Genomic DNA, 22866 nt, shown 5'->3' on the forward strand with positions numbered 1-22866 from the left:
TGCCCGCCCATCCGGACCGTCCGCCCGTGCTCGAACAGGAGTGACAATGACGTCACCGCGGCCCGCCGTGACCGGCGGGGTCAGCGAGCGATTCCAGACCTACGGCAGCCTGCGCACCCGCGTACTGTCGGTGCCCGGCAAGGGGATTCCGATTCTGCTGCTGCACGGCTTCGCCGATTCCGCCGATACCTGGCGGGGCGTGCTGGGCGCGCTGGCCGCCGCGAACCGGCCCGCGCTGGCGGTGGACATGGCCGGATTCGGTGCGGCCGAACCGTTCACGCCCGGTCCGCTGCTGCCGCAGCTCGACGCCTTCGCGGATGCGGTGCTCGCAGCCACCGGACCGGCTGTGCTGGTGGGCAATTCGCTGGGCGTCGCGGTGTCGCTGCGTGCCGCACAACGCAATCCGGCGCTGGTGCGGGGGATCGTCTGCCTGGACGAGCCGATTCTGTCGAACGATTGGCTGGCCAGACTGTCCCGCTCGCGCGTGGCCCCGTTCGCCGGGGCGCTGCTGTACCGCGTTTGGCTGCCCACACCGCTGGTGCGGCTCGGCATCTCCATTGCCACCCGCTTCCTGTGGGGCGACCCGCGCAAGGCCGATCGCGTCCTGGTCGCGGGCTGGGTGGAGAAGTACGGCCGCCGCGCCGCCGTCGCCTGGCTGGCCGACTATGCGGTTCGCTTCGCCCGCGAAACCGTGGACGGCTATTCGGCCGATCCGATCACCTGCCCGGTGCGCATCGTGCACGGCGCGAAGGACAGGATCATCCCGGTGCAGGCCGGCCGCGACCTGCAACGCCGCCTCCCGGGCAGCGAACTGGTGGTCCTGCCCCACGCCGGTCACTGCCCGCAGCGCGACGATCCTGTCGAAATCGCCTCGCTTCTCACGGATTTCATCGACAACCGCCTGTCCGCTCAACGCGATGTGAGTTGACGACTGCGAGAAATCCGGTCGATACGAGGAGCCGGGCTGCGAGTATGGCTCTATGACGAAGCTGAGCGGACAACAGATCGCGGATGCGGGGCTGGACGGCTGGGCCTATCTGGTCGACGGGTTGCACACTCGTATTCGGACCAAGAACTTCGCGGCCGGATTGTCGATCGTCAATGCCATTGGCGCGGCGGCCGAGGAAGCGGATCACCATCCCGATGTCGATCTGCGCTATGGACACATCGATGTGCGGCTGACCAGCCATGACGAGCGCGGGGTCACCGAACGCGATACTCGATTGGCGCGCATCATCTCCGGAATCGCGGCCGAGGCCGGGGCAACGACCGAATCGGCGCAGGTCTCCCGGCTGGAGCTCGGACTCGATACGCCCTCCCAGGACTCCGTGCTGCCCTTCTGGGCGGCGGTCCTCGGCATGGGCGTGCCATCCGGGGCGGACCTCGCCGACGAGATTCGCGATCCGGCCGAGGCGCTGCCGACCATTTGGTTCCAGCCCTCCGGCGTCGAGGAGCCGCGCCAGCGCTGGCATCCGGACCTCTGGATCGAACCCGATCAGGTCCGTGCGCGCATGGACGCCGCGCTCGCGGCCGGGGGTCACCTGGTCAGCGACGAGGCCGCACCCCGCTTCTGGGTGCTGGCCGATCCGGAGGGCAACCGCGTGTGCCTGTGCACCTGGCAGGAACGCGATCCCCGGGACGCCTCGTAGGCAAGGGATTCGGCGCGCGGGGATCGCGGTTCAGTCCGCGGTTCCCAGCGCGGCGAAGACCTGCTCCTCGACCTCGTCGACCGTTCCCGCGCCGTCCACACGCCGCAGTTTGCCCTGCCGTTCGTAGAACGGCAGCAGGCCGGCCGTCATATCCCGATACGCGGCAATGCGTTTGCGCACCACGTCCTCGTGATCGTCGGTGCGATGCTCCAGCTCCGCGTCCGCGGGCGGCGGGTTGTATTTCAGGTGGTAGATCTGCCCGGTGCGCCTGTCCGTGCGGCGCAGCACCGCGCGTTCGATGAGCAAATCCTCCGGCACCTCCAGGGCGAGCACGACATCCAGTGCCGTGCCGCGCTTTTCGAGAATGGCGTCGAGGCCGCGCGCCTGCGGCTCGGTGCGGGGAAATCCGTCGAGCAGGAACCCCTGCCGGCTGTCGGGGGCATCCAGCCGCGTCCGCACCAGGTCGAGCGCGACCGCATCGGGTAGCAGCCCGCCCTCGGCCATCACGTCGACGTGCTCCTGCGCCAGCTCGCCCGCGGCCTTCGCGGCGCGCAGCATCTCGCCGGTCGAGATCTGCGGGATTCCCAGCCTCTCGCAGATGAATGTGGCCTGCGTGCCCTTGCCCGCACCGGGCGGGCCCACCAAGACGAGTCGCATGATCACCCGTCAAGGCTATCTCCACCGAAGCTGTGGCCAACGACTTTGGGGGCGTGCCCGAGATGGGCGTCCTGGCTACCGTGCAGGATGATCCGATTCATGAACAGGAGTTGCCGGATGAGCCGTTCGACGCTGAAAGTCCTTGCCGCCGTAGCGATCAGCCTTGCTGCCGGAGCGGGAACGGCGAGTGCCGCCCCGGGCGGGATGCCGCTCGAGCCCACGCCGGGCGCTCAGGCTCCCGTCGGCGCGCAACCGGCGCCGATCGTCGGCGTATCGCCCGGCTCGAGCAGCGCCGAATCCCTCGTCTGCCTGCTGCACTCGATTTCCGGCGGCGCCCGCTTCTGCCTCTAGCGCCGCCGCGGCACCGTCCGGGGCGGTCAGGGTTTGCGGGCGAGGGCGCAGGCGATGAGCTGCTCCCAGACGGTGAGGTGGTGTTCGGTGGCGCCGATGCGGCGGATGGTGTCGTCCGTGGGGTCGGGGCGCCAGAGCGGGCAGGGGACCAGGCCGGGGGGCTGGAGTTCGAGGTTGTCGAACAGGTCCAGAATCTCCTCGTCGGTGCGCCAGCGGCCGCGGCCGAAGGTGGATTGCAGTTTGGATTCGGCGGCGCGGGTCTGCTCATTGGCGCCGGAACGGAAGTGCGAGATGTAGACCGGGCTGCCGGGCGGGATCTGCTCGGACCAGTAGCGGACCAGTTCCCCGGGTTTCTCGTCGTCATTGAGATGGTGGAGCACGGCGCTGAAGATGACGGCCACCGGTTCGGTGAAGTCGATGAGGCGCTCGGTTTCGGGATTGGACCTGATGGCCTCGCCGTCGCGCAGCTCGGATTGGATGACGGTGGTGTTCCGGTCGGTCTGCAGGAGGGCGCGGCTGTGCGCCAGCACGATCGGATCGCTGTCGACGTAGACCACATGGGCGTCGGGGCGATGGCGCTGGGCGACCTGGTGCACGTTCTGCGCGGTCGGCAGGCCGCTGCCGATATCGATGAACTGCCGCACGCCGGTCTCGGCGATCTCGCGGACGGCGCGAACGAGGGCATTGCGGTTGGCGAAGGCGATATCGACCGAACCGGGTAGATCATTGATGAAGTAGTCGCCGACCTCGCGGTCGGCCGCGTAGTTGTCCTTGCCGCCCAGCAGATAGTCGTAGACGCGCGCGATGCTCGGTTTCGACTGGTCCACGGGTTCGTGGTCGGTCATATCGATCACCCCTGTCCGAGGATTTCGCCTCGCCAGTAATCGTAAGTAACCGAACGTCTTCCGGCGGGACCTTCGATAAGGGCCGGCCACCGCCCTGCGGTGTGCCGAGTGGTTGCCATCGTACGTCTCTGCAAGGATCACGGCATGACTTCCCTGGTGGATCTCCTCCCTTCGGAAGCAATCGATCTGCACGGCAGTGCAACGGACTGGCGGGCGGGCATTGCCGCCGCCGGTGAGTTGCTGGTCGCCACCGGCGTGGCAACCGGTGAGTACACCGCCGAGATGATTCGCAATGTTGAGGAGAACGGTCCGTACATCGTCATCACCCCGGGTTTCGCCTTCGCGCACGCCCGGCCGTCGCCCGCGGTGAACCGCACCGGCATGTCGTGGGTACGGCTGAGCGAACCGGTCGCATTCGGCAGCCCGAACGATCCGGTCGATCTGATCGTGGCGCTGGCGGCCACCGATGCCGAGGTGCACACCGACGCCATGGCGGCGCTGGCCAAGGTGCTGCTGGAGCCCGGCGCGGATCAGGTGCTGCGGGCGGTGGGCACACCCGGTCAGTTGCGGGCATTGCTGGCCGGACCGCCGCCCGAACCGGCCGCGGCGGCCCCGGGTGCGGCAGCGGCCTCGGGCGCTCCGGCGGCAAAGGGTGAAACACACACGGCCGCAACGCATTCCACGGCACGGACGAAATCCGGGCCGCTGAAGATCCTCACCGTCTGCGGCAATGGTGTCGGTACCAGCTTGTTCCTGAAGAGCACATTGGAGCAGGTACTCGACCGTTGGCACTGGACTCCCTACATCACCGTCGAGGCCACCGACACCATCTCCGCCAAAGGCAAGGCGGGTGAGGCGGTCGCCGTGCTCACCTCGGGCGAGATCGCGAAAACCCTGGGCGACGTGGGGATTCCGGTGCGCGTCATCGAGAACTTCACCAGCGCATCGGAAGTCGACCAAGCCCTGCGCGAGCTATTCGATGTCTAGGAAGGCGGCAGCATGAATGTCGTACTGGCCATTGCCCAGTTCATCGTCAATGAAATCCTCAGCCAGCCCGCCTATCTGATCGGCATCATCACCGCCGTCGGTCTCATCGCCCTGCGCAAACCCGCCGGGCAGGTGATCGGCAGCGCCATCAAGGCGACGCTGGGCTTCCTGCTCATCGGCGCCGGCGCGGGCCTGGTGGTGGCCTCGCTGGAGCCGCTCGGCATCATGATCCAGGGCGCGCTCGGCGCGCACGGCGTGGTGCCCACCAATGAGGCCATCGTGGCCATCGCGCAGAAGGAGTACGGCGCGCAGGTGACCTGGCTGATGATTCTGGGCTTCGCCATCAGCCTGGTGCTGGCCCGGTTCACGCCGCTGCGGTACGTCTTCCTGACCGGGCACCACATGCTGTTCATGGCCACGCTGCTGACCATGGTGCTGGCGGTGGCGGGCTTCTCCACGCCGGTCGTGGTGATCAGCGGCGGCATTCTGCTGGGCATCGTCATGGTGTCGCTGCCGGCGCTGGCGCAATCCTGGACGCGGCGCGTCACCGGCGGCGACGAGGTCGCGATCGGGCATTTCGGCACCGCGGGCTATATCGCGGCGGGCGCGACCGGGCAGCTGGTGGGCAAGCGCAGCCGCAGCACCGAGGAGATGAATCTGCCGGAGGGCCTGCGCTTCCTGCGCGACTCCATGGTGGCGACCGCGCTGTCCATGGTCATCCTGTACCTGGTGCTCGGCACCGCGTACCTGGTGCGCGAAGGCGAGGACACCGCCTTCGGCGCCTTCGAGGACGGTGCGACCAATATCGGCAACTACCTGATGAAGTCGGTGCAGCAGGGCCTCTACTTCGGAATCGCCGTGGCCGTCATCCTCTTCGGCGTGCGCACCATCCTGGCCGAGCTGGTGCCCGCCTTCCAGGGGATTGCCGAGAAGGTCGTGCCCGGCGCGGTGCCCGCCCTGGACGCGCCGATCGTGTTCCCCTACGCGCAGAACGCGGTGCTCCTCGGATTCCTGTCCAGCTTCACCGGCGGCCTGATCAGCCTGGGATTGCTGAGCTGGATCTTCAACCCGCTCTTCGGGCTTGCGCTGGTATTGCCCGGCCTGGTGCCGCACTTCTTCACCGGCGGCGCGGCCGGCGTCTACGGCAATGCCACCGGCGGCCGGCGCGGTGCGGTGGCGGGCGCGTTCGTCAACGGCGTGCTGATCACGTTCCTGCCGGCCATTCTGCTGAAGGTGCTGGGCCCCTTCGGCGAGGAGAACACCACCTTCGGCGACGCCGACTTCGGCTGGTTCGGCACGGCCATCGGCGGCGCGGCCGAACTCGGCGGCGCGGGCGCGATCGCCGTCTGCCTGGGCATCGGCGTGGTGATCCTGCTCGCCGCGATCCTGGTGCAGGTCAAGGTCGTAGCGGCGGGCTGGGATCCGGGCGCGGCCCGCGACGCCGCCCTCGGCCTCACTCGCGCCGAGGAGAGCGCCGCGCCGATCACCCAGGCGGGCCTGCGCACCTACGCGAAGATCCCGGTCCCGCAAGGCGCTCCGCCCCCGCCGCCACCGGAGTGATGGCGCCTCAGACGGCGCGTAGCCGGGTGCGGCTGGCGTAGACGTGTTCGGCGATCAGGGTGGCGATGCGGTCGGGCGCCTCCAGCATCGGCACGTGCCCGACATCGTGGATCATGATGCGGTCGGCCGAATCGGGCAGTTCTTGCAGGAAGCGCTTGGCGTACACGCGGTTCGGGATGATGCGGTCGTGTTCGCACATGAGCAGGCGCACCGGCACCCGCAGGGTCGACAGATCGTCCAGGGCGGGGGCGCGCAGCCCGCCCGCCAGCATGGGCAGCATGGCTTTGCAGTGCAGGGCCGAGGTGATGGCGGCCTCGATGCCGCGGCGGGGTGCGGCGGCGGTGTTCTTGCTGAGGATGAGCGCGGCCGCCAGCCGGACCGGGGCGCTGTAGGAGATGGCGCGCGGCAGCCGCCGGCCGATCTCCACGAACGGCACCAGCGACAGGAATTTCAGCCCGACCCGGAATTGCAGGGTGGACGGGTTCTTCCAGCCGCCCGCCGGGGCGATGGCGGTGAGGGTGCGGGCCCGCCCGCGGCGCGCCAGCTCGAATCCGACCCAGGCGCCCAGCGAATTCCCGGCGATATGGCAGGTGCGCCAGCCCATTTCATCGAGCTGATCCTCGATCTTGTCGGCCAGCAGGCTGACGTCCAGATACCAGCCTTCGAAATCGGGCCCGCCCCAATGCCCGGTGAAGGCTGGCGCGAACACTTCACAGTGCCCGGCCATGCGTTGCGCGACCTGCTCCCAGCAGTGCGGCGACATCATGAACCCGTGTAACAGCAGCAGCGGATCACCGGAGCCGGTGTGCAGCGCGCTGATGGGCGCGAGGCCGACGGTGGGCTTGGTGGTGCCGGACGTCATCGTCGTCACCCCTTCCTGGACCTCGATGTCCGCGGGGAAGTGTGGATAAGCCGAATTCTACGGCCGCGGTATGACATGCATCACGTCCGGCGAGCAGGTGTGGCCAAGCCGTGTCTGGGCGCGGCCTCTCACCGGATCCCCGGGTGAATGAGGCATGATTTGGGCCATGATCTCCCAGCCAGCGCGCTCCAGCACCTACTCCGGGACCATCTCCACGGTCAATGTGAACGGCGTGCGGGCGGCCTCCGGCAAGGACAACGGCCTCTTGGCCTGGCTGGCGAGCACCGAAGCCGACATCATCTGCCTCCAGGAAACCCGCGCGACCGATGAGCAAACCCGAAAGTCCCTGGCCCCGGCCCTGGACGCGGGCTGGTTCCTCAGCCACGCCGAACCGGGCGTGAAGGGCCGCGCCGGCGTCGCCATCCTGTCCCGGCGCGAACCCGACGCCGTGCGCGTCGGCATCGGCGTGGACCGCGACGGAACCTGGTGCCCCGTCGAGGAATTCGCCGCCACCGGCCGCTATGTCGAAGCGGATTTCGACGACCTCACCATTGCCAGCGTCTACGTGCACACCGGCGAGGCCGACACCCCCATGCAGGACGAGAAGTACCGTTTCCTCGACGCCGTCGGCGCCCGCATGACCGCCATGACCCGCGATTTCGTCATCATGGGCGACTGGAACGTGGCGCACACCGAACTGGACATCAAGAACTGGAAGGGCAACATCAAGAACGCCGGCTTCCTGCCGCAGGAACGCGCCTGGGTCTCTTCGATGCTGGCCGCCGGTTATGCGGACGTGGTGCGCGACCTGCATCCGGGCGTGCCGGGCCCGTACAGCTGGCACTCCTACCGCGGCCGCGCCTTCGACAACGACGCCGGCTGGCGCATCGACTATCAGCTGGCCCGCGGCGAGATCGCCGGTCGCGCCAAGCAGGCCGTGGTGGAGAAGGCCGCCACCTATGCCGAGCGCTGGTCCGACCACGCGCCCGTCACGGTGCAGTACAAGTGACGATCTCGCCGCGCGTGCGCGCCTGGCTCATGATCGGGGTGCTGGCGGCGCTGCTGGTGGTCGGCTTTCTGGCCACGCGGGGCGGCGATCAGCCCGGTGACACCAAAAACCCACGGGCCGCGGTGACTTCGACGGCGCCGGGCAAGACCACCGCGCCCGGCGGCAAGACGACAGCGCCGGCCGGGCAGCCCACCGCCGTGCCGTCCCGCGCCCCGGGCGTTCCGGATCGGGCCTATCAGACTCTCGTCGAGATCGACGCCGGGCGCTGGCCCGAATCCGCCAATGCGCCCGGCACGCAGGGCGGTGAGACGTACTTCAACCGCAATCGCGCACTGCCCGCCACGGATGCGGCGGGCAAGCGCATCACCTATCAGGAATGGGACGTCAATCCCAAGCGCCGCGGCCAGGATCGGGGTGCGGAGCGCATAGTCACCGGCAGTGACGGCTCCGCGTACTACACCTCCGATCACTACGACACCTTCACGAGGATGCGCTGATGACCGAGCCCCTGCCGCTCTCGCAGTTCCTCTCCGCGCCCCGGTCTGCCACCGGCACCGGCCGTGCCGCGGCTCGTCCCGCGGCCGTCCCGGTGCTCGGCGTCCTGCCGGTCGGCGCGGCCGAATTCTCCGGGGTGCGCGGTCAACTGCCCGACGGGTACCTCTCGCGCGAGCTCCGCGGTCGCAAGATGCGCAGCGACGCGGAGCTTTTCGACGAGTTCGCCGCCGCCCTTCAGTTCCCCTACTACTTCGGCGCGAACAAGGACGCCTTCGACGAATGCCTGCGCGATCTCGACGAATTCGTCGGTCCCGCGCCGGGATACGTGATCGTGGTGCGCAATGCCGCACTGCTGCTGGATGATCAGCCCGATGAGCGCGCGTGGTTCGCCGAGGCCATGGATGATGCCGCAGCCTATTGGGCCGGGCGGGGCGTGGCCTTCCGGGTCGTGTTCCAGGACGCCGCGCCGCCCGGAATCACCGCGATTCCACTGACTTTCGACGGGGATATCCGGGCCTAGGACTGCCGGTAGTGCTGGGCCAGGTCCTCGCCGAGCAGTACGAAAACATCCGTGGTGTGCTCGATGAGCTCGTCCCGGCTCATCGGCAGTTCGCCCTGTAACCAGGCGGTGAGCGTCTGCACCAGGCCGCCGACCAGGTAGGTGGCGCGGAAGGTGATGGCCGGATCCGGGGTGTCCTCGGTCAGGCCGTAGAAGTCGATGCCCTCGGCGGCAACGAGATTCGCGAAGGCCTGGATGGTGTGCACGGTGCGGGTGTGCAGTTCGGGGCTCGCGGAGCTGACCAGCAGGGCCACCCGCGCCTTGCGCGGATCGTCGGTGAGGACGCCGATGCCCGCGGTGATGGCGGCGTGCGCCTTGCCGCGCGTGGTGCCGGGCGCGGTGTGCAGGGCGGCCAGCAGGGCGGCGGCGAGCTCCTCGGCGAGGGAGTCGAACAGCGCGGAGATGACGGCGTCGCGGCCGTCGAAGTTCTCGTAGTAGTAGCGCTCGTTCAGTCCGGCTCCGGCGCACAGGGCCGAGACCGTGAGCTTGTCGATGCCCTGGCTGCCGAGTATGTCGAGCGCGGCATCGAGGAGGGCGGCGCGGCGCTGGGCGCGGCGTTCCTCCGCGGAGACGCCGCCATAGGTCCGTTGGCCGGTCACGACTCGATTCTGGCACGGTAGCGATTCTGGTAGAGCCTCTTGCCAGATGTGGCGAAGTGCGGGACCCTGATGTCGGATGCGGTGCTCCGCGTCACACCCTGCGTGAGGAGGCAACGATGCCTGCACAGTCGGCCGCGCCCGGATACTTCTCCGACGATTCGATGATCCGGCGCGTCATGCGCAAACGGGCGGTGGGACTCACCTACGGCCAGCGCGCGCTGGTGATCGGAGCCGTGCATCCGCTGCTCTATGTCGGCACCGCCGAGAACACCAACCACCGGACCACCCCCTACACCCGGCTCGCGCTCACCGGCCGGCTGTTCGAGGCGGTCTCGCTGGGCACCAAGGCCGAAGCCGATCGCGCCATCGCCTTCACCCGCAAGCGGCACGCCCCGGTCGAGGGCGCGCTGCCCGAGCACGCGGGCGAGCACCATCCGGCGGGCACCCGCTACTCCGCCCGCGATCCGAAGCTCATGTTCATGACCATGGCCTTCACCTTCGACTCCGCCGAGGTCATGCACGACCTGCTGGTCCGCAAGCTCACCCGGGGCGAGCGCGAGGGCCTCTACCAGGACTACGTGCGCTGGGCCGAGCTGTTCGGCATGCCCCGCGAGGCCGCGCCGAGCACCTACGCGGCATTCCGCCGCGACTACGACGCCTACCTCGCCTCCGACGAGCTCTTCCTCACCGAGGAAGCCAAACTGGTCGGCTCCTACCTCATGGGCCAGCGCGTCGCCAACCCCCTGCCCACACCGTTCCAGCAGGCCTTCGGCGGCTTCGCCCTGCTCGTCCAGGGCAGCCTCCCGCCCCGCATCCGCACCATGTACGACCTGCGCTGGGGCATTCGCGAGGAGGTCGCCTACCGCGGCCTGGCCCAGGCCATCCGCACCGCGCACATCGCCCCGCCGCTGGTCCCGTCCCCGCTGCGCCGCACCCTCGCCGGCCCCAGCCACCCCATGTACCGCCTGCTGACCCGCCGCGAGCAGCAATTGGTCAGCTCAGGACGCCCAAGTATGCCCGGAGTCGATCCCCTTCCTCGTGCGGCCCGGGTGAGCTGACGGTGGAGATGCGCGGCCCGGCTCGGTCTGGACTGACGTAGCGGGGGAGCGAAGCGGAGGAGCGGAGGAGGGAAGACCGAGCTTGCAGGGCCGCGCATCCGCCGGAGCGAAGCGCAGGCAAATTGGGCACCGTGCGCAATTCGGCTTGAGGGTCATGGGAAGATCGGAGCATGTCCAGTCCTGCACCCACCGCTGAGCGCAAGCAGCGGGTCCTGTCCGGGATCCAGCCGACCGGCTCGTCCTTCCACCTCGGCAACTACCTTGGCGCGGTGCAGTATTGGGTCGGGATGCAGGACGACTACGACGCCTTCTACTTCATCCCGAACATGCACGCCATCACGGTGCCGCAGGATCCGAAGCAGCTGCTCTACAGCACCAAGCTCGCGGCCGCGCAGCTGCTCGCCATCGGCGTCGACCCCAAGCGGTCGACCTTGTTCGTGCAGTCCCAGGTGCCCGAGCACGCCGAGCTGACCTGGGTGCTGCAGTGCATCACCGGTTTCGGCGAGGCCAGCCGGATGACCCAGTTCAAGGACAAGTCGGTCAAGCAGGGTTCGGACAACGCGACCGTCGGCCTGTTCACCTACCCGGTGCTCATGGCCGCCGACATCCTGCTCTACCGCGCACAGCTGGTGCCGGTCGGCGAGGATCAGCGCCAGCACCTGGAGCTGACCCGAAACCTGGCGCAGCGCTTCAACACTCGCTTCAAGAAGACCTTCGTGGTGCCCGAGGCGCATATTGTGAGCGGCACCGCCAAGATCTACGACCTGCAGGATCCGACCTCGAAGATGAGCAAGTCGGCCTCCAGCGACGCCGGTCTGCTCAATCTGCTCGACGATCCCAAGGCGTCGGCCAAGAAGATCCGCTCCGCGGTCACCGATACCGAACGCGAGATCCGCTACGACCCGGAGACCAAGCCGGGCGTGAGCAATCTGCTGGTCATCCTGAGCTCGCTCACCGAGACCCCGATCGTCACCCTGGAAGAGAACTATCAGGGCAAGGGCTACGGCGATCTCAAGTCAGACACCGCCGACGCGCTGGTCGAATTTGTCACCCCGCTGCAGGCGAAGGTGACAGAGTATATGTCCGACCAGGGCGAACTCGACCGCATCCTCGCAGCCGGCGCGGAGCGGGCGCGTGAGGTCGCCGGTAGGACTCTCGCGCAGGTGTACGAGCGGGTCGGTTTCCTGACCCGCTGATTCGGTCCGCCGTGCGCCGGGCATATCGATGCTGACAGGCAGTGCGGAGGTGGGCGGTGTTCGGCAAGGTCGTCGATTCGGTCCGGGCGTGGATCGAACGTGAGGTGCAGAAGCGGCATTGGCTCGACCATGTCGTGCGCGCGGCGGGCCGGTATCAGCGGCAGCGTGGTGACTACTACGCCGCGGGCATCACGTATTTCACGGTGCTGTCGCTGTTCCCGCTGCTGATGATCGGATTCGCGGTGGCGGGCTTCGTGCTGTCCCGCAATCCCGATCTGCTCACCGAGATGCAGGCCAAGATCGTGGAGAACATTCCGGGCTCGGCGGGGGAGCAGATCAACGATCTGATCAATCAGGCGGTGCGCTCACGCACCAGCGTCGGCGTGATCGGCCTGGCGGCCGGGGCCTATGCCGGACTGGGCTGGATCGCCAATCTGCGGGCCGCGCTCACCGAGCAGTGGGATCAGAAGGCGCCGGAACGCAATTGGGCGCTGAACAAGCTCTCCGATCTGGGGGCGTTGTTCGGGCTGTTCCTGGCCATCGCGGTGTCGATCGGGCTGTCGGTGGTGGCGTCCAGCGGCTTGATCGATCACGTCATGGACTGGCTCGGCATCGGGGAATCGACGCCGATCACGGTGCTGCTGGTGGTGGTGTCGCTGCTGCTGGCCATTCTGGCGAACTGGGCGGTGCTGACCTACATCATCGCCCGCATGCCGCGGCATCCGGTGACGCTGCGCAGTGCGGCCAAGGCGGCGCTGTTCGCGGCCGTGGCCTTCGAGGTGTTCAAGCAGCTGGCCTCGGTGGTGCTGAAGGCGGTGGTCACCAGTCCCGCCGGGGTGGCGTTCGGGCCGATCATCGGCCTGATGGTGTTCAGCTACATCACCGCGCGCATCATCCTGTTCGCCACGGCCTGGGCGGCCACGGCGACGGAAAACGAAGTGGCGGCGGATATTCCGGTCCCCGCCCCGGCCATTATCGAACCCAGGGTGCAGGGACCGGGGCTCTCGGCCGGGACGGGGGCGGCGCTGTTCGGCGCGGGAGCCGTTGCCGGGGGCCTGATTTCGGCTGCGCGCCGGCGTCGCTAGCGTCCCGGATACGTCGGCGGCAGCGGCATTCCGCGGTCGGCCATGACCTCGCGCAGCAGGTCCGGGTAGTCGGTGATGATGCCGTCCACGCCCTTGTCCAGCAGCATGGTCATGGCGTCCGTGTCATTGACGGTCCACGGCACGATGAGCATGTCGTTGGCGTGCGCCTCGTCCACCATCCACTTGGTGACCACCGGGACGTTCATGGTGCCGGTCGGCGGCAGCGCGTACACCGGCGAAAGCGCCGTCGCCCCGAAGGATTTCGCGGCCTTCACCAGGCTGCCGCCGTGTTCGAGCAGGCTCACCCCGCCCAGCCACGGGGAGAACGGATAGACCTTGGTCGGCTCGGTCAGCGCGTACAGCGGCAGGCTCGGCTCGACCCGGCGCATGACCTTGAGCGCGCCCCAGTCGAAGCTCTGAATGAGGGAGCGATCGCCCATGCTCGCCTTGCGGATCTCCTGCACCACCCGCTCGGCGAACACCTCCCGGGTCGCGGTCTCCTTGCCCTCCGGATCGGTCTTGAGCTCGATATTGAATTTGACGGTATGCGCCGCACGGGATCTGGCGAGGGTGAAGACCTCGTCCAGGGTCGGCATCCGCGCGCCGGGCGCGGTGCGCTGGCCCGGATAGCTCGCCTGCGCCTTGGAACCGCAGTCGAGGGTGCGCACCTGCGCGAAAGTCAGATCCTTGACCCGCTTTCCGACATACGGGTACTTCGGATCGCCCGGGGTGACCGGCTGGGTGTCCGCACAGGTGCCGCTGCTGATGGTGGCATCGTGCCCGATGACGTCCCGGCCGTCGGCGGTGATCTGCACATCCAGTTCGAGGGTGCTCACCCCGAGGTCGAGGGCATTGGCGAAGGCCGGCAGCGTGTTCTCGACCACCAGCCCGCGTCCGCCGCGATGCGCTTGCAGATCGAATTCGGGCGCGGGCGCGGCGGCGGCGTCGGGGAGGGCGAGCACGGTCGTCGCGGTGAGCGCGGCGGCCAGGGCGATCAGAGACTTCTTCACCGGTGGGGAAACTCCTGTTGTCGAGAAACCGGTGACAAGATCACCATGCTGGACGGTCGCTCACAACCGATTCCGGGTAAATACTTCGCATCAACGCGGCCGGGTCAGACGATGGGCTCCGGCCAGTAAAACCAGCACCATGATCACCGCGCCGACGATCAGCGTCATCTGCAGGTCATTGCGGTTCGATTCGGAGGGGCCGGGGTCGTCGGCGCCGGCCAGCGGCGGAGTGGCCAGTGCCGCAGTCGAATCCGCGGCCCTGGTATCGGTCTCGCCATCGGGCAGCGTGCCCACGTTCGCGCTCGCGGGCAGCGCGAAACCGTAATCGAGCAGCTTCGCCGCCTGCTCCCACGGCCGCAGCGGCTGCACCTCGGCCTTCAACAGGGTGACCGCCAGGCGACGGCCATTGCGTTCGGCGGCGGCCACGAAGGTCTGGCGGGAGTCGTCGGTGAATCCGGTCTTGCCGCCGAGCGCGCCCTCGTAGTTGTAGAGCAGGTGATTGTCGTTGCCGATGGGGTAGCCCGGTCGGTCCTCGTCGCCGGGAATCTTCGGATCCGCCGGATAGCCCGGGAAGTCGACCTGTTCGGTGTGAATCAGCTCGGCGAACAACGGAATACTCATGGCATCGCGGAACAGCACCGACAGGTCGTAGGCCGAGGTGCTCATGCCCGGGCCGTCCAGCCCCGAAGGCGTGGCGGCGCGAGTATCCAAGGCCTGCAACTGTTTCGCGCGCGCGTTCATCTTGGCGACCGCGGCGTCGTCACCGCCGAGCTGGGCGGCGATGGCATGCGCGGCATCATTTCCCGACGCCATGATGAGCGCCTGGAACAGCTGCCGATTGGTGTAGCGCCCGCCCGGCCCGATGCCGACGCGGGTGCCGTCCACATTCGCGTCCTCCTGGGTGCCGGTCACCACCTTGTTCGGGTCGAGGGTGCGCAGGGCGACCGCGGCCAGCAGCACCTTGATGGTGGAGGCGGGTCGGTAGCGGCCGTGAGGATCCTTGGCGGCCAGCACTTTTCCGGTATCCAGATCCGAGACCATCCAGGCGGTGGCCGAAATCCCCTCGGGCGCCTGCCCGGCGCCCGAGGGCAGCACGAGACCGCAGCCGCCGAGCTGCTTCCCGCCGATGGGCGAGGCCGGAATCGGCAGTGCGGCCGGGGCGGATTCGCCCGGCGCGGGCACCTCGGAGGTATCGACGGGCGGCGGGGGAGTGGTCTTGTTCGGGCAGTCGTCGGTATTCGGCGTCGTGAACGGCGTTGTGCTGGTGGGCGGTTGCGCCGTCGCACCGGGTAACGGCGCGAACGCGCTAACGGTGAATGCGGTGAGCCCCGCCGCGAGCAGGGCGGCGGTGCGGACGGCGCGGGGCCGGCGACGGAGGCGCGGGGCCGGACTGGGATCGTGGCGCGAAAGCCTGCGGATGCTCATCGAGTCTGAGCTTAAGCGGTGGCCCCCGACCGCGAGCCGCAGGTCAGGGGCGTCGGGCGGAAAAGACCCCGAGCTGGAACTATTCCGTGCTCTTGGCGACCGGACAGCCGTGCGCCAGCGGGCCGAGCAGCTTGTTGTTGTCGTAGAAGTGCTCGAGTTCGAGGATGCGCAGATCCTCGCTCACCTTGGCGATGGTGATGCCGGTCATCTCGATGGTCTCGCCGGTGGGCTGATGACCCCGGTATGCACCGGTGTACTTGCCCCAGTGCCGCCACTTGAAGGTGACGGTCGGCGGCCCGGCCAGCACCTCCAGGACCTCCCAGAAGAAGCCGCCCGGGAAGGCCGTGTGGAAGATGTCGTGCGAGGACTCGAAGGTTTCGCCGGCGACGTCGTAGTACGGGTTCTCGCCGATCAGGATGTTGTAGGAGCCGATGCGGGCGAACTCCTCGGCATCCTGCCAGGGGCCGCCGTTGACGCGGCCGCGGTAGTGCTCGGCCACCAGGGAGACCCACTTCGCGGGGTCCTTCTTGTGCGAGACCTCCATCTCGAAGACCTTCACGAGCTCTTCGACAATGTGCTCGAGCGAATCGGCGGCGTGCGCGGTGGTGCGCTCGGCCGGCATCACCGTCTTGCTCAAGTGGTATTCAGGGGCCTCCGCGCGCCAGTCTTCCGGTGCGGCAGCGGCGATTACGGCGTCGCGGCCTTGCAGATGCAAAGGCGTTTGAGCGGGTTCTGTTGCTTGGTCGGTCATTTAGAGCCTCAGTTGTCCAGACCTGTTGGGGGATCCGTGAATTCGAACGGATCCGGATGAAGCTAGCAGTTGGCGGGCGTGCTGTCTCGGCATCTGTATCGCCCTGACGAGTACGACCGCGGGGACCCGTGATACGGCACTGTTTGACAGAGGGTTGCAAATGAGAGACTCTCTCATTATCGACCATCATTCAACTGACTGGAACTGTCATGAAAGCTCCCGGCGTACGCCGCTGGCTGGCCCTGGGCGCCCTGGCGGTGGCCATGCTGACCATCGGGCTCGACGTGACCGTGCTGACCGTGGCGCTGCCGACCCTGGCCGGTGATCTGAACGCCGGCACCGGCGCGCTGCAGTGGTTCAGCAGCGCCTACACGCTGGCGCTCGCCGCGGTGATGCTGCCCGCGGGCGCCCTCGGCGACCGCTACGGGCGCAAGAAGGTCCTGCTGGCGGCGCTGCTGGTCTTCGGGGTGGCCTCGGTGGCCTGCGCCTTCGCCGCCACCTCCGGGCAGCTCATCGCCGCCCGCGCCGTGCTCGGCATCGGGGCGGCGGCCATGATGCCGCTGTCCATGGCGGTGCTGCCGGGCCTGTTCCCGGATCCCGCGGAACGGCAACGCGCGCTGACCGTGTGGATCACCTCGACCGCCATCGGCCTGCCGCTCGGCCCGATCGTGGGCGGCTGGCTGCTGCAGAACTTCTGGTGGGGCTCGGTCTTCCTGCTCAATGTGCCGCTGGTCATCGTCGGTGCGATCGCGGTGGCGCTGCTGGTGCCGGAATCGCGCAGCGAGAACGTCTTCCGCATCGATCTGCCCGGTGTCGTGCTGTCGGCCGCCGGAATGCTCGGCTTCACCTACGGCTTCATCCGGCTCGGCGAGGAAGGCTGGGGCAACGGCCCGGCCTGGCTCGCCGTCGCGGCCGGGGTGGCGCTGCTGGCCGGATTCGCGCTGTGGCAGCGCCGGGCCGCACACCCGCTGGTCGATACGGGACTGTTCGCCGCGCCCGGATTCCGTTGGGGCACTCTGTATATGGTCGTCATCAACTTCGCCATGTTCGGCCTGTTCTTCACCATGCCGCAGTACTTCCAGGCGGTGCTCGGCGCCGATGCGCTCGGCAGCGGCCTGCGTCTGCTGCCGCTGATCGGCGGGCTGCTCATCGGCACCCGGGTGGTGGACAAGCTGCTGCCCAAGACCGGCGCGCGCGTGGCGATCACCACCGGATTCGCCCTGCTCACAGTGGGACTCGTGCTCGGAGCGCTGATCACCGCCGACAGAGGTTACGGTCTCGCGGCGACCTCGCTCACCGTGCTGGGCATGGGCATGGGATTCGTCATGCCGACCGCCATGGGCCTGGCCATGAGCGATCTCAGCGCCGAGCGGGCCGGCTCCGGATCGGGACTGCTGCAGGCGGTGCGGCAGGCGGCGGGCACCATCGGCGTGGCCGTGCTCGGCACGGTGCTGTCCACGCAGTACCGGTCCGAACTCGGTGAGCTGAACCGCGATCCCATTGCCGACGGCGTCAATGCCGGGGTCGCGGTGGCCGAGCAGAGCGGCGACGCGGGCGTGCTTGAACACGTGCAGACCGCCTTCACCGGCGGCATGAGCGCCATGCTGTGGGCCTGCGCGGCCGTCACGCTGCTGGTGACGGCGCTCGCCCCGCTGCTCACCCGGCCGGTGCGGGAGCTCAAACCGATGCAACCCGATGCGGCAGAATCTGTGCATGCCGGTTGAGTCGTCGAAACCCGCCCTAGCGGCCGCGCCCGCCCGCCCGAAACGGGCGGCCGGCAAGCCGACGCTGCGGGAGCGGAAGAAGGAACGCACCCGGCACACCATTCGCACCGAGGCGTTCCGGCTGTTCCGGGAACAGGGTTACGCCGCCACCACGGTGGAGCAGATCGCCGAGGCCGCGGAGGTCTCGCCGAGCACCTTCTTCCGCTACTTCCCGTCGAAGGAGCAGGTGGTCCTGGTTGACGACGTGGATCCGATCATGGTCGAGAAGTTCGCCCAGCAGGACCGGGACCTCTCGGTGCTGGAGGCATTCGAGCGGGCCGTGCACGACACGTTCCGCTCGCTCGGTGCGGAGCAGATCGGATTCGAGCAGGAGCGCGCGGCCCTGGTGCGCTCGGTCCCCGAGCTGCGCGGCGCGCTGGCGCTGGAAATGGATCGCAATGTTCAGCTCATCGCGGACATGACCGCGCAGCGCACCGGCCGGGATCCGGACGATTTCGAGGTGCGGGCCCTGGCCGGCGCGCTGGTCGGGGGCGCGCAGGCGGTCCTGATGGACCTGACCCGCAATCCCTTCGATCCGGCGCAGGTCAGCCGGATCATCAGGTTCCTCGCGGCCGGGATGCCGCTCTAGAGCGGCGCTTTCAGACCTCGGTGCCGATCAGCTCGCGCACCACCTCGTCGTCCATGGTGGCGAAGAAGCCGCCGACCACCTCCTCGATCTCCTCGATCGATTCGGCGCAGTAGAGAATCGGCTGGTAGTGGGTGATGTCGTAGACGGCGGTGCCCATCTCCAGAATGTTCAGCGGCCGCAGCTCGGCCTGGCGGAACTCCTCGATCTCGCCGAACGAGGACAGCAATCCCGCACCGTAGCAACGGACTTCGCCGTTCTCCCGCAGTACGCCGAACTCCATGGAGAACCAGAAGACGTCGGCCAGGAACTTCAGGGCCCGATCGGTGGTGCACCGGGCGACGGCCGCGCCGACGGTCTCGTAGATGGCGGCGAAGCGGGGACTCGCCAATTGATTGGCGTGGCCCAGGATCTCGTGGATGGCATCGGGTTCGGGGGTGTACAGCGGGAACGAATGGTGCCGGATGTACTGGGTGGAGTGGAAGATCCGGTCGGCGAAGGAACCGAAGAACTCCCGCAGCGGCACCAGTCCGGCGGCGGGCACGTACTGGAAACCGGTGAGCGGCACCAGTTTCGAGGTCACCTCGTCCAATTGCGGGATGTGATCGCCCGGCAGGCCGAGGCGGGCGGCGGCCTCGATCACCTCCGCGCTGGCGTAGCGCTCGCGCTTGCGCGCCAATTCGGCGGAGACGATCCGCCACACTTCTTGTTCCTCGCCGGTGTAGTCGATCTGAGGCACCGCGGCGCCGGGCCGGTAGTTCAGTGCGAGAGCGGCAATGGCATTGCGGCGGGCACGATATTCGGGATCGTGCACGCCGGGATGCTCGTCGCTCAGATGCACCGTCACATCACCGTCGGCGCCGGTGGTCACCGGCGAGTACAGCTGGGCTTCGGTGAACATACCTCGATGCAATCACCGTGTGACCCGCGCGACAACAAAAGCCCGCTCAGCTTGTCAGATTGCCAAGTTGAGTGGGCTGGGCGGGGTTGGTGGCAGCGGATAGCTCAGTGTCCGGTGTGCAGTGAGTGCACCACCGCATGACCCTTGCCGCGGCCGATCATCCACTTGTTGACCGGAGTGGTGACCACGAAGGCGACCACGAGCGCGAAAACCAGCGAGCCCCAGAACAAGAAGTCGCCGACACCGGCGTGCATGGCGCCGGGGACCAGCCACAGCACGGCATTGTCGACGATCTCCATGACCGTGATGGAGACGGTGTCCGCGGCCAGCGCCACCGAGACCGCCGCGCCGAAGGCCAGGCCGGCGGCGAGGGCGCTGCGCAGGGTGAAGGCGTAGCCGAACAGGAAGGCCAGCACGATGGCCAGCACCATGGTCGGGATATTCGCCCAGCCCAGGGCGGTGCCGATCACCATGCCGAGCACCTCGCCGATGGCGCAGCCGGTGAGACAGTGCAGAGTGGCGCTGGCGGCCATCTTCCAGGTGGCGGGGGCGTGCCCGGTGTGGGCCGAGTGGTCCTCGTGCGCTGAGGGGTTCGCAGGTGCACCGTGGCCGCCGGGATGGTGGGAACCGTGGTCGCCGTGTGCCAGGTGTTCGTTCTGCATATCTCCGAGGCTAATACCTTAGGGGGGTAAGGTGTCAACCACTGTGCGGATTCCGGCGGCTATTCCTCGCCCGACATGGTGAAGGCTCCGCCCTCGAGCCGGTCGATGAGCCGCTTCGTCCACGCCGTGCGGCTGTCGGCGGTGTTCAGCCACAGGCCGACCACCTCGCCCACCGGACCCCAGGTGTCGAGATCGGTGTCCGGCGGCAGGTATTCGGTAATGCTCGCCCGCCACTGCGCCAGCTCCGCGGCCCGCTCGCGCAGCAGCGCGAGCGCCGCGTCGCGGGGGAGATCCTCGATGAAACCGACCGCCGCCGCCAGCAGATCCAGCCGCGGATCGCGGCTGGCCAGCGCACTGCGCAGGAGGGCGAGATAGGCCTGCTCGCCCTCCTGTGTCAGCTCGTACTCCATCCGCGGCGGCCCGCCCGCCTCGCTGGGCGCGGTGTCGTGCACCCGCAGCAGGCCGTCCTTGGCCAGCGCTTTCAGGGCGTGGTACACCGAACCCGAAGTGGCGCGCGCCCATTCGTGCGCGCCCCAGGATTCGAGATCGGTGCGCACCTGATAACCGTGCACCCGGCCCCGTCGCCGGACGGCTCCCAGCACCAGCAGGCGTACCGCGGACATCGCACTCCTTCGGTCGATCAGGCGGGTGTGCTCACCCACCACAGTGTCCCGAACGGATCCATGAATCCGCCCATCCGGCTCCCATCCTCCTGCGTTTCGACCGCCCGGGCCGGGGTCGCCCCCGCCGCGACCGCCCGTTCGAACGCGCGCTCGGCATCCGGGACCGTGGCCCACAACTGCACGTGCACGGGTTCGGACGGTGACTCGAGGCACCGTCCGCCGGTCGGTCCGGAGTCCGCGAAATACAGTGTGCCCTCACCGATCCGGGCCTCGGCGTGGATGAGCCGCCGCGGATCCGAGTCGAGCGGGATGGCGACCGGGATCTCGGCGTCGAAGGTGGATTCCAGGAACTTTCGATAGATCTGAGCGTCGTCGACCATGACGTAAGGCGTAATACCAGGCATTTCTTATCTCCTAACTAGCCAAATTTGGCTACCTCCGAAGGTAGCACCGGCGCGAGCGGTGATGCCACCGAAAAAAGAAGGCCGCCCCCGGACGGGGACGGCCTCTGGTTCGGCTCGAGTCGGTTCAGCCGGCGGTGCAGCGCAGGCCCTCGGCGGGCGGGGTGAGGTTGACCAGATACTCGATCACCGGGGCGTCGACGCAGGCCACACCGCTGCCGAAGACGCCGTGCTGGTTGCCTTCGAAGGTGATCAGGGTCGAGCCGAGCGCACGGGCGAGATTGACCCCGCCCTCGTACGGCGTCGCCGGGTCGCCGGTGGTGGCGATGACGACGGTCTCCGGCAATCCGGACACCGTCGGCACGTGCGGTTGCGAGGTGGCGGGGACCGGCCAGAACGCGCACACATCCAGATAGGTCTGGCCCGTGCCACGGCCGTCGTCGAAGGCCGGTGCGGCCTCCGTCGCCCGGCGAGCCAGCTCGGCCGCCTCGGCGCGGTCGGTGACCCGCCTGTCATCGACGCAGAACACCGCTTGCTGCTGATCCCGCTCGATGAATCCGGAGGTCTCGATGCGATCGGCCACGGCGAGCAGGGCGTCCCCGCGCCCCTGCCGCAGTTCGGTCAGCCCCGTGGTGAGATCGGCCCACTGCTCCGGGCTGTACAGCGAATTGAGCACGCCGCTCAGCGCATCCCGATAACTGAGCCCCCGGCTGTCCGCGGTGGCGGCGGGCCGGTCGATGAGCGGCTGCATCAGCGCGCGCAATGCGGCGCTCGTCTGCGCGGGCGCCGGATCCGTTCCCAGCGGGCAATCCGGTTTCGTGACGCAGTCGGCGGCATAGGTCTCGAACGCCAGCTGAAAGGATCGCGCCGAGATCACCGGATCGAGAATATTGGTCCCCGGATCCACCGGCCCGTCGAGCACCATGGCCCGCACCCGATCCGGATACGTCTCCGCGAACATCGACCCGATGCGAGTCCCATACGACTGCCCCCAATAGCTCAACTTCTCGTCCCCCAGCACGGCCCGAACAATATCGAAGTCCCGCACCACTTCCCGCGTCCCGATATGCGAAAGCAGTTCAACCCCACTCCGCTCCACGCACTTGGCGACGAGATCCTGTTCCTCCCGCTCGGTCTGCGCGATACCGGCCGCCGAATAGTCCACATCCAGATCGGCCCGTTCTGCCAGCCGCTCCTCCGGCGTCAAGCACTCCACCTTGGGCGTCGAAGCCCCCAACCCCCGCACATCGATCCCGATCAGATCAAACCGTTGCGCCAACGGCGATTCCGCATAAATCAGCGGCGTAATGATCCCCCGCCCACCCGGCCCACCAGGATTGGTGAGCAACGAAGCAACCCGCTCCCCCCGAGCCGCCAACCGCGAGATCGCAATCCGCGCGGTCCCCCCATCCGGCTCATCGTAATCGAGCGGCACAGTAACCCGCGCACACTCGATCCCCGCCGCGCTCATAGCCGACTCCTTGACCGAGAAGTCCTGGCAAGGCCCCCATTCCACACTCTGCTTGTAGAACTTCCCCAACCCCGGGTCGGACGCTTGCTCACCCACCCCGCAACCCGCCGCCAGCAGCATCACTCCGGCGATACTCGCCATCCGCCCCCATCCGGCGACCCGAGAACCCGATCGATCTTTCCTGTGGAACACGCGACCCCCGAAATGATCAGCACCTGTCCCCATTGTGCCGCACCCGCGAAACAACGAAGGGCGCCCCCCACGAAAAATGGGGGGGGGGGGGGGTGGTGGGGGGGTGGGGGGGGTGTTAGGGCGCAGTGGCGGGGGGCGGTGTCTATCGTGGTGGGGGTGGTGTGCACGA

General features: G+C 68.2%; 25 protein-coding genes. 13 read left to right on the forward strand and 12 right to left on the reverse strand.

The features are described from left to right. The first annotated feature begins 46 nt into the window (after nt 1-46). Both ACFVIV_RS27915 and ACFVIV_RS27920 read left to right on the forward strand, forming a co-directional pair. Nucleotides 47-928, forward strand: a complete 882-nt coding sequence (locus tag ACFVIV_RS27915; protein WP_379201274.1) for an alpha/beta fold hydrolase — start codon at nt 47-49, stop codon at nt 926-928. Between the two features lie 52 nt (nt 929-980). Further along, entirely contained in the window at nt 981-1649 is a 669-nt protein-coding gene (locus tag ACFVIV_RS27920; protein ID WP_379201275.1) for a 4a-hydroxytetrahydrobiopterin dehydratase, read from the forward strand. Between the two features lie 30 nt (nt 1650-1679). On the opposite strand, the gene ACFVIV_RS27925 is transcribed toward ACFVIV_RS27920, so the two are convergent. Then, nucleotides 1680-2306, reverse strand: coding sequence for an adenylate kinase (locus tag ACFVIV_RS27925; protein ID WP_379201327.1), 627 nt, complete (start codon nt 2304-2306; stop codon nt 1680-1682). 117 nt (nt 2307-2423) lie between these two features. On the opposite strand from ACFVIV_RS27925, the gene ACFVIV_RS27930 reads away from it, so the two are divergent. Next, entirely contained in the window at nt 2424-2657 is a 234-nt protein-coding gene (locus ACFVIV_RS27930) for a hypothetical protein (RefSeq protein ID WP_379201277.1), read from the forward strand. Nucleotides 2658-2683: 26 nt separating this feature from the next. Here the strand turns inward: ACFVIV_RS27930 and ACFVIV_RS27935 are convergent, their stop codons facing one another. Beyond that, nucleotides 2684-3502, reverse strand: coding sequence for an SAM-dependent methyltransferase (locus ACFVIV_RS27935; RefSeq protein WP_379201279.1), 819 nt, complete (start codon nt 3500-3502; stop codon nt 2684-2686). Between the two features lie 144 nt (nt 3503-3646). On the opposite strand from ACFVIV_RS27935, the gene ACFVIV_RS27940 reads away from it, so the two are divergent. Then, entirely contained in the window at nt 3647-4489 is an 843-nt protein-coding gene (locus tag ACFVIV_RS27940) for a PTS sugar transporter subunit IIA (RefSeq protein WP_379201281.1), read from the forward strand. A gap of 12 nt (nt 4490-4501) precedes the next feature. Then, the gene (locus ACFVIV_RS27945; RefSeq protein ID WP_379201283.1) at nt 4502-6049 is read left to right on the forward strand and encodes a PTS ascorbate transporter subunit IIC; all 1548 of its coding nucleotides are present in this window, start codon (nt 4502-4504) and stop codon (nt 6047-6049) included. Between the two features lie 7 nt (nt 6050-6056). Here the strand turns inward: ACFVIV_RS27945 and ACFVIV_RS27950 are convergent, their stop codons facing one another. Further along, nucleotides 6057-6911, reverse strand: a complete 855-nt coding sequence (locus ACFVIV_RS27950) for an alpha/beta fold hydrolase (RefSeq protein ID WP_379201285.1) — start codon at nt 6909-6911, stop codon at nt 6057-6059. 166 nt (nt 6912-7077) lie between these two features. Here ACFVIV_RS27950 and ACFVIV_RS27955 point away from each other — a divergent pair, with 166 nt between their 5' ends. Genes ACFVIV_RS27955 through ACFVIV_RS27965 form a run of 3 tightly spaced genes read left to right on the forward strand, consistent with a single transcriptional unit; the run spans nt 7078 to nt 8935 of the window. Continuing rightward, on the forward strand, nt 7078-7920 hold the full coding sequence (locus ACFVIV_RS27955; RefSeq protein WP_379201287.1) for an exodeoxyribonuclease III: 843 nt from the start codon (nt 7078-7080) through the stop codon (nt 7918-7920). After that, entirely contained in the window at nt 7917-8417 is a 501-nt protein-coding gene (locus ACFVIV_RS27960; protein WP_379201289.1) for a ribonuclease domain-containing protein, read from the forward strand. Before ACFVIV_RS27955 ends, ACFVIV_RS27960 begins: the two co-directional genes overlap by 4 nt. Then, nucleotides 8417-8935 carry a barstar family protein gene (locus tag ACFVIV_RS27965; protein ID WP_379201290.1) on the forward strand — a complete coding sequence of 173 codons (519 nt, stop codon included), beginning with the start codon at nt 8417-8419 and terminating at the stop codon, nt 8933-8935. The genes ACFVIV_RS27960 and ACFVIV_RS27965 overlap by 1 nt, the downstream gene beginning before the upstream one ends. Here the strand turns inward: ACFVIV_RS27965 and ACFVIV_RS27970 are convergent. Next, entirely contained in the window at nt 8932-9573 is a 642-nt protein-coding gene (locus tag ACFVIV_RS27970) for a TetR/AcrR family transcriptional regulator (RefSeq protein ID WP_379201292.1), read from the reverse strand. The two genes, ACFVIV_RS27965 and ACFVIV_RS27970, sit on opposite strands and share 4 nt — an antisense overlap. Before the next feature lie 116 nt (nt 9574-9689). Here ACFVIV_RS27970 and ACFVIV_RS27975 point away from each other — a divergent pair, with 116 nt between their 5' ends. From ACFVIV_RS27975 to yhjD, 3 genes are all read left to right on the forward strand, one after another. Beyond that, the gene (locus ACFVIV_RS27975; RefSeq protein ID WP_379201294.1) at nt 9690-10631 is read left to right on the forward strand and encodes an oxygenase MpaB family protein; all 942 of its coding nucleotides are present in this window, start codon (nt 9690-9692) and stop codon (nt 10629-10631) included. 170 nt (nt 10632-10801) lie between these two features. Beyond that, nucleotides 10802-11827, forward strand: coding sequence for a tryptophan--tRNA ligase (trpS, locus tag ACFVIV_RS27980; RefSeq protein ID WP_379201296.1), 1026 nt, complete (start codon nt 10802-10804; stop codon nt 11825-11827). Nucleotides 11828-11883: 56 nt separating this feature from the next. Continuing rightward, the gene (gene yhjD, locus ACFVIV_RS27985; protein WP_379201298.1) at nt 11884-12912 is read left to right on the forward strand and encodes an inner membrane protein YhjD; all 1029 of its coding nucleotides are present in this window, start codon (nt 11884-11886) and stop codon (nt 12910-12912) included. Here yhjD and ACFVIV_RS27990 read toward each other — a convergent pair. From ACFVIV_RS27990 to ACFVIV_RS28000, 3 genes are all read right to left on the reverse strand, one after another. Next, nucleotides 12909-13922: a glycerophosphodiester phosphodiesterase gene (locus ACFVIV_RS27990; protein WP_379201300.1), complete on the reverse strand. Its 1014-nt coding sequence runs from the start codon at nt 13920-13922 to the stop codon at nt 12909-12911. The two genes, yhjD and ACFVIV_RS27990, sit on opposite strands and share 4 nt — an antisense overlap. A 90-nt stretch (nt 13923-14012) precedes the next feature. After that, nucleotides 14013-15347 carry a D-alanyl-D-alanine carboxypeptidase family protein gene (locus ACFVIV_RS27995; protein WP_379201302.1) on the reverse strand — a complete coding sequence of 445 codons (1335 nt, stop codon included), beginning with the start codon at nt 15345-15347 and terminating at the stop codon, nt 14013-14015. Nucleotides 15348-15426: 79 nt separating this feature from the next. Next, nucleotides 15427-16098: a SnoaL-like polyketide cyclase gene (locus tag ACFVIV_RS28000; RefSeq protein ID WP_379201304.1), complete on the reverse strand. Its 672-nt coding sequence runs from the start codon at nt 16096-16098 to the stop codon at nt 15427-15429. Nucleotides 16099-16307: 209 nt separating this feature from the next. On the opposite strand from ACFVIV_RS28000, the gene ACFVIV_RS28005 reads away from it, so the two are divergent. Next, nucleotides 16308-17822, forward strand: a complete 1515-nt coding sequence (locus ACFVIV_RS28005; RefSeq protein ID WP_379201306.1) for an MFS transporter — start codon at nt 16308-16310, stop codon at nt 17820-17822. Continuing rightward, nucleotides 17812-18450, forward strand: coding sequence for a TetR family transcriptional regulator (locus tag ACFVIV_RS28010; protein ID WP_379201308.1), 639 nt, complete (start codon nt 17812-17814; stop codon nt 18448-18450). The genes ACFVIV_RS28005 and ACFVIV_RS28010 overlap by 11 nt, the downstream gene beginning before the upstream one ends. A 10-nt stretch (nt 18451-18460) precedes the next feature. Here ACFVIV_RS28010 and ACFVIV_RS28015 read toward each other — a convergent pair whose 3' ends face one another. The 5 genes from ACFVIV_RS28015 to ACFVIV_RS28035 form a co-directional block, all read right to left on the reverse strand. Beyond that, nucleotides 18461-19348 (reverse strand): phenylalanine 4-monooxygenase, encoded by an 888-nt coding sequence (locus ACFVIV_RS28015; protein WP_379201310.1) that lies wholly within the window; start codon nt 19346-19348, stop codon nt 18461-18463. A gap of 104 nt (nt 19349-19452) precedes the next feature. Further along, the gene (locus tag ACFVIV_RS28020) at nt 19453-20010 is read right to left on the reverse strand and encodes a DUF4396 domain-containing protein (RefSeq protein WP_379201312.1); all 558 of its coding nucleotides are present in this window, start codon (nt 20008-20010) and stop codon (nt 19453-19455) included. Nucleotides 20011-20069: 59 nt separating this feature from the next. Further along, nucleotides 20070-20633, reverse strand: a complete 564-nt coding sequence (locus ACFVIV_RS28025) for a PadR family transcriptional regulator (RefSeq protein WP_379201314.1) — start codon at nt 20631-20633, stop codon at nt 20070-20072. 17 nt (nt 20634-20650) lie between these two features. Further along, nucleotides 20651-21037, reverse strand: coding sequence for a VOC family protein (locus ACFVIV_RS28030; protein ID WP_379201315.1), 387 nt, complete (start codon nt 21035-21037; stop codon nt 20651-20653). A gap of 124 nt (nt 21038-21161) precedes the next feature. Continuing rightward, nucleotides 21162-22730 carry an alpha/beta hydrolase gene (locus ACFVIV_RS28035; RefSeq protein WP_379201317.1) on the reverse strand — a complete coding sequence of 523 codons (1569 nt, stop codon included), beginning with the start codon at nt 22728-22730 and terminating at the stop codon, nt 21162-21164. Between the last annotated feature and the right edge of the window lie 136 nt (nt 22731-22866).

The sequence above is a fragment of the Nocardia sp. NPDC127526 genome (assembly GCF_042672265.1).
Lineage (GTDB): Bacteria > Actinomycetota > Actinomycetes > Mycobacteriales > Mycobacteriaceae > Nocardia.

Excerpts from the sequence above, each read along its gene's own strand:
- ACFVIV_RS27915 (WP_379201274.1), top strand. The coding sequence starts at position 47 with ATGACGTCACCGCGGCCCGCCGTGACCGGCGGGGTCAGCGAGCGATTC.
- ACFVIV_RS27920 (WP_379201275.1), top strand. The coding sequence starts at position 981 with ATGACGAAGCTGAGCGGACAACAGATCGCGGATGCGGGGCTGGACGGC.
- ACFVIV_RS27925 (WP_379201327.1), bottom strand. The coding sequence starts at position 2,306 with ATGCGACTCGTCTTGGTGGGCCCGCCCGGTGCGGGCAAGGGCACGCAG.
- ACFVIV_RS27930 (WP_379201277.1), top strand. The coding sequence starts at position 2,424 with ATGAGCCGTTCGACGCTGAAAGTCCTTGCCGCCGTAGCGATCAGCCTT.
- ACFVIV_RS27935 (WP_379201279.1), bottom strand. The coding sequence starts at position 3,502 with ATGACCGACCACGAACCCGTGGACCAGTCGAAACCGAGCATCGCGCGC.
- ACFVIV_RS27940 (WP_379201281.1), top strand. The coding sequence starts at position 3,647 with ATGACTTCCCTGGTGGATCTCCTCCCTTCGGAAGCAATCGATCTGCAC.
- ACFVIV_RS27945 (WP_379201283.1), top strand. The coding sequence starts at position 4,502 with ATGAATGTCGTACTGGCCATTGCCCAGTTCATCGTCAATGAAATCCTC.
- ACFVIV_RS27950 (WP_379201285.1), bottom strand. The coding sequence starts at position 6,911 with ATGACGTCCGGCACCACCAAGCCCACCGTCGGCCTCGCGCCCATCAGC.
- ACFVIV_RS27955 (WP_379201287.1), top strand. The coding sequence starts at position 7,078 with ATGATCTCCCAGCCAGCGCGCTCCAGCACCTACTCCGGGACCATCTCC.
- ACFVIV_RS27965 (WP_379201290.1), top strand. The coding sequence starts at position 8,417 with ATGACCGAGCCCCTGCCGCTCTCGCAGTTCCTCTCCGCGCCCCGGTCT.
- ACFVIV_RS27975 (WP_379201294.1), top strand. The coding sequence starts at position 9,690 with ATGCCTGCACAGTCGGCCGCGCCCGGATACTTCTCCGACGATTCGATG.
- trpS (WP_379201296.1), top strand. The coding sequence starts at position 10,802 with ATGTCCAGTCCTGCACCCACCGCTGAGCGCAAGCAGCGGGTCCTGTCC.
- ACFVIV_RS27995 (WP_379201302.1), bottom strand. The coding sequence starts at position 15,347 with ATGAGCATCCGCAGGCTTTCGCGCCACGATCCCAGTCCGGCCCCGCGC.
- ACFVIV_RS28000 (WP_379201304.1), bottom strand. The coding sequence starts at position 16,098 with ATGACCGACCAAGCAACAGAACCCGCTCAAACGCCTTTGCATCTGCAA.
- ACFVIV_RS28005 (WP_379201306.1), top strand. The coding sequence starts at position 16,308 with ATGAAAGCTCCCGGCGTACGCCGCTGGCTGGCCCTGGGCGCCCTGGCG.
- ACFVIV_RS28010 (WP_379201308.1), top strand. The coding sequence starts at position 17,812 with ATGCCGGTTGAGTCGTCGAAACCCGCCCTAGCGGCCGCGCCCGCCCGC.
- ACFVIV_RS28015 (WP_379201310.1), bottom strand. The coding sequence starts at position 19,348 with ATGTTCACCGAAGCCCAGCTGTACTCGCCGGTGACCACCGGCGCCGAC.
- ACFVIV_RS28020 (WP_379201312.1), bottom strand. The coding sequence starts at position 20,010 with ATGCAGAACGAACACCTGGCACACGGCGACCACGGTTCCCACCATCCC.
- ACFVIV_RS28025 (WP_379201314.1), bottom strand. The coding sequence starts at position 20,633 with ATGTCCGCGGTACGCCTGCTGGTGCTGGGAGCCGTCCGGCGACGGGGC.
- ACFVIV_RS28030 (WP_379201315.1), bottom strand. The coding sequence starts at position 21,037 with ATGCCTGGTATTACGCCTTACGTCATGGTCGACGACGCTCAGATCTAT.
- ACFVIV_RS28035 (WP_379201317.1), bottom strand. The coding sequence starts at position 22,730 with ATGGGGACAGGTGCTGATCATTTCGGGGGTCGCGTGTTCCACAGGAAA.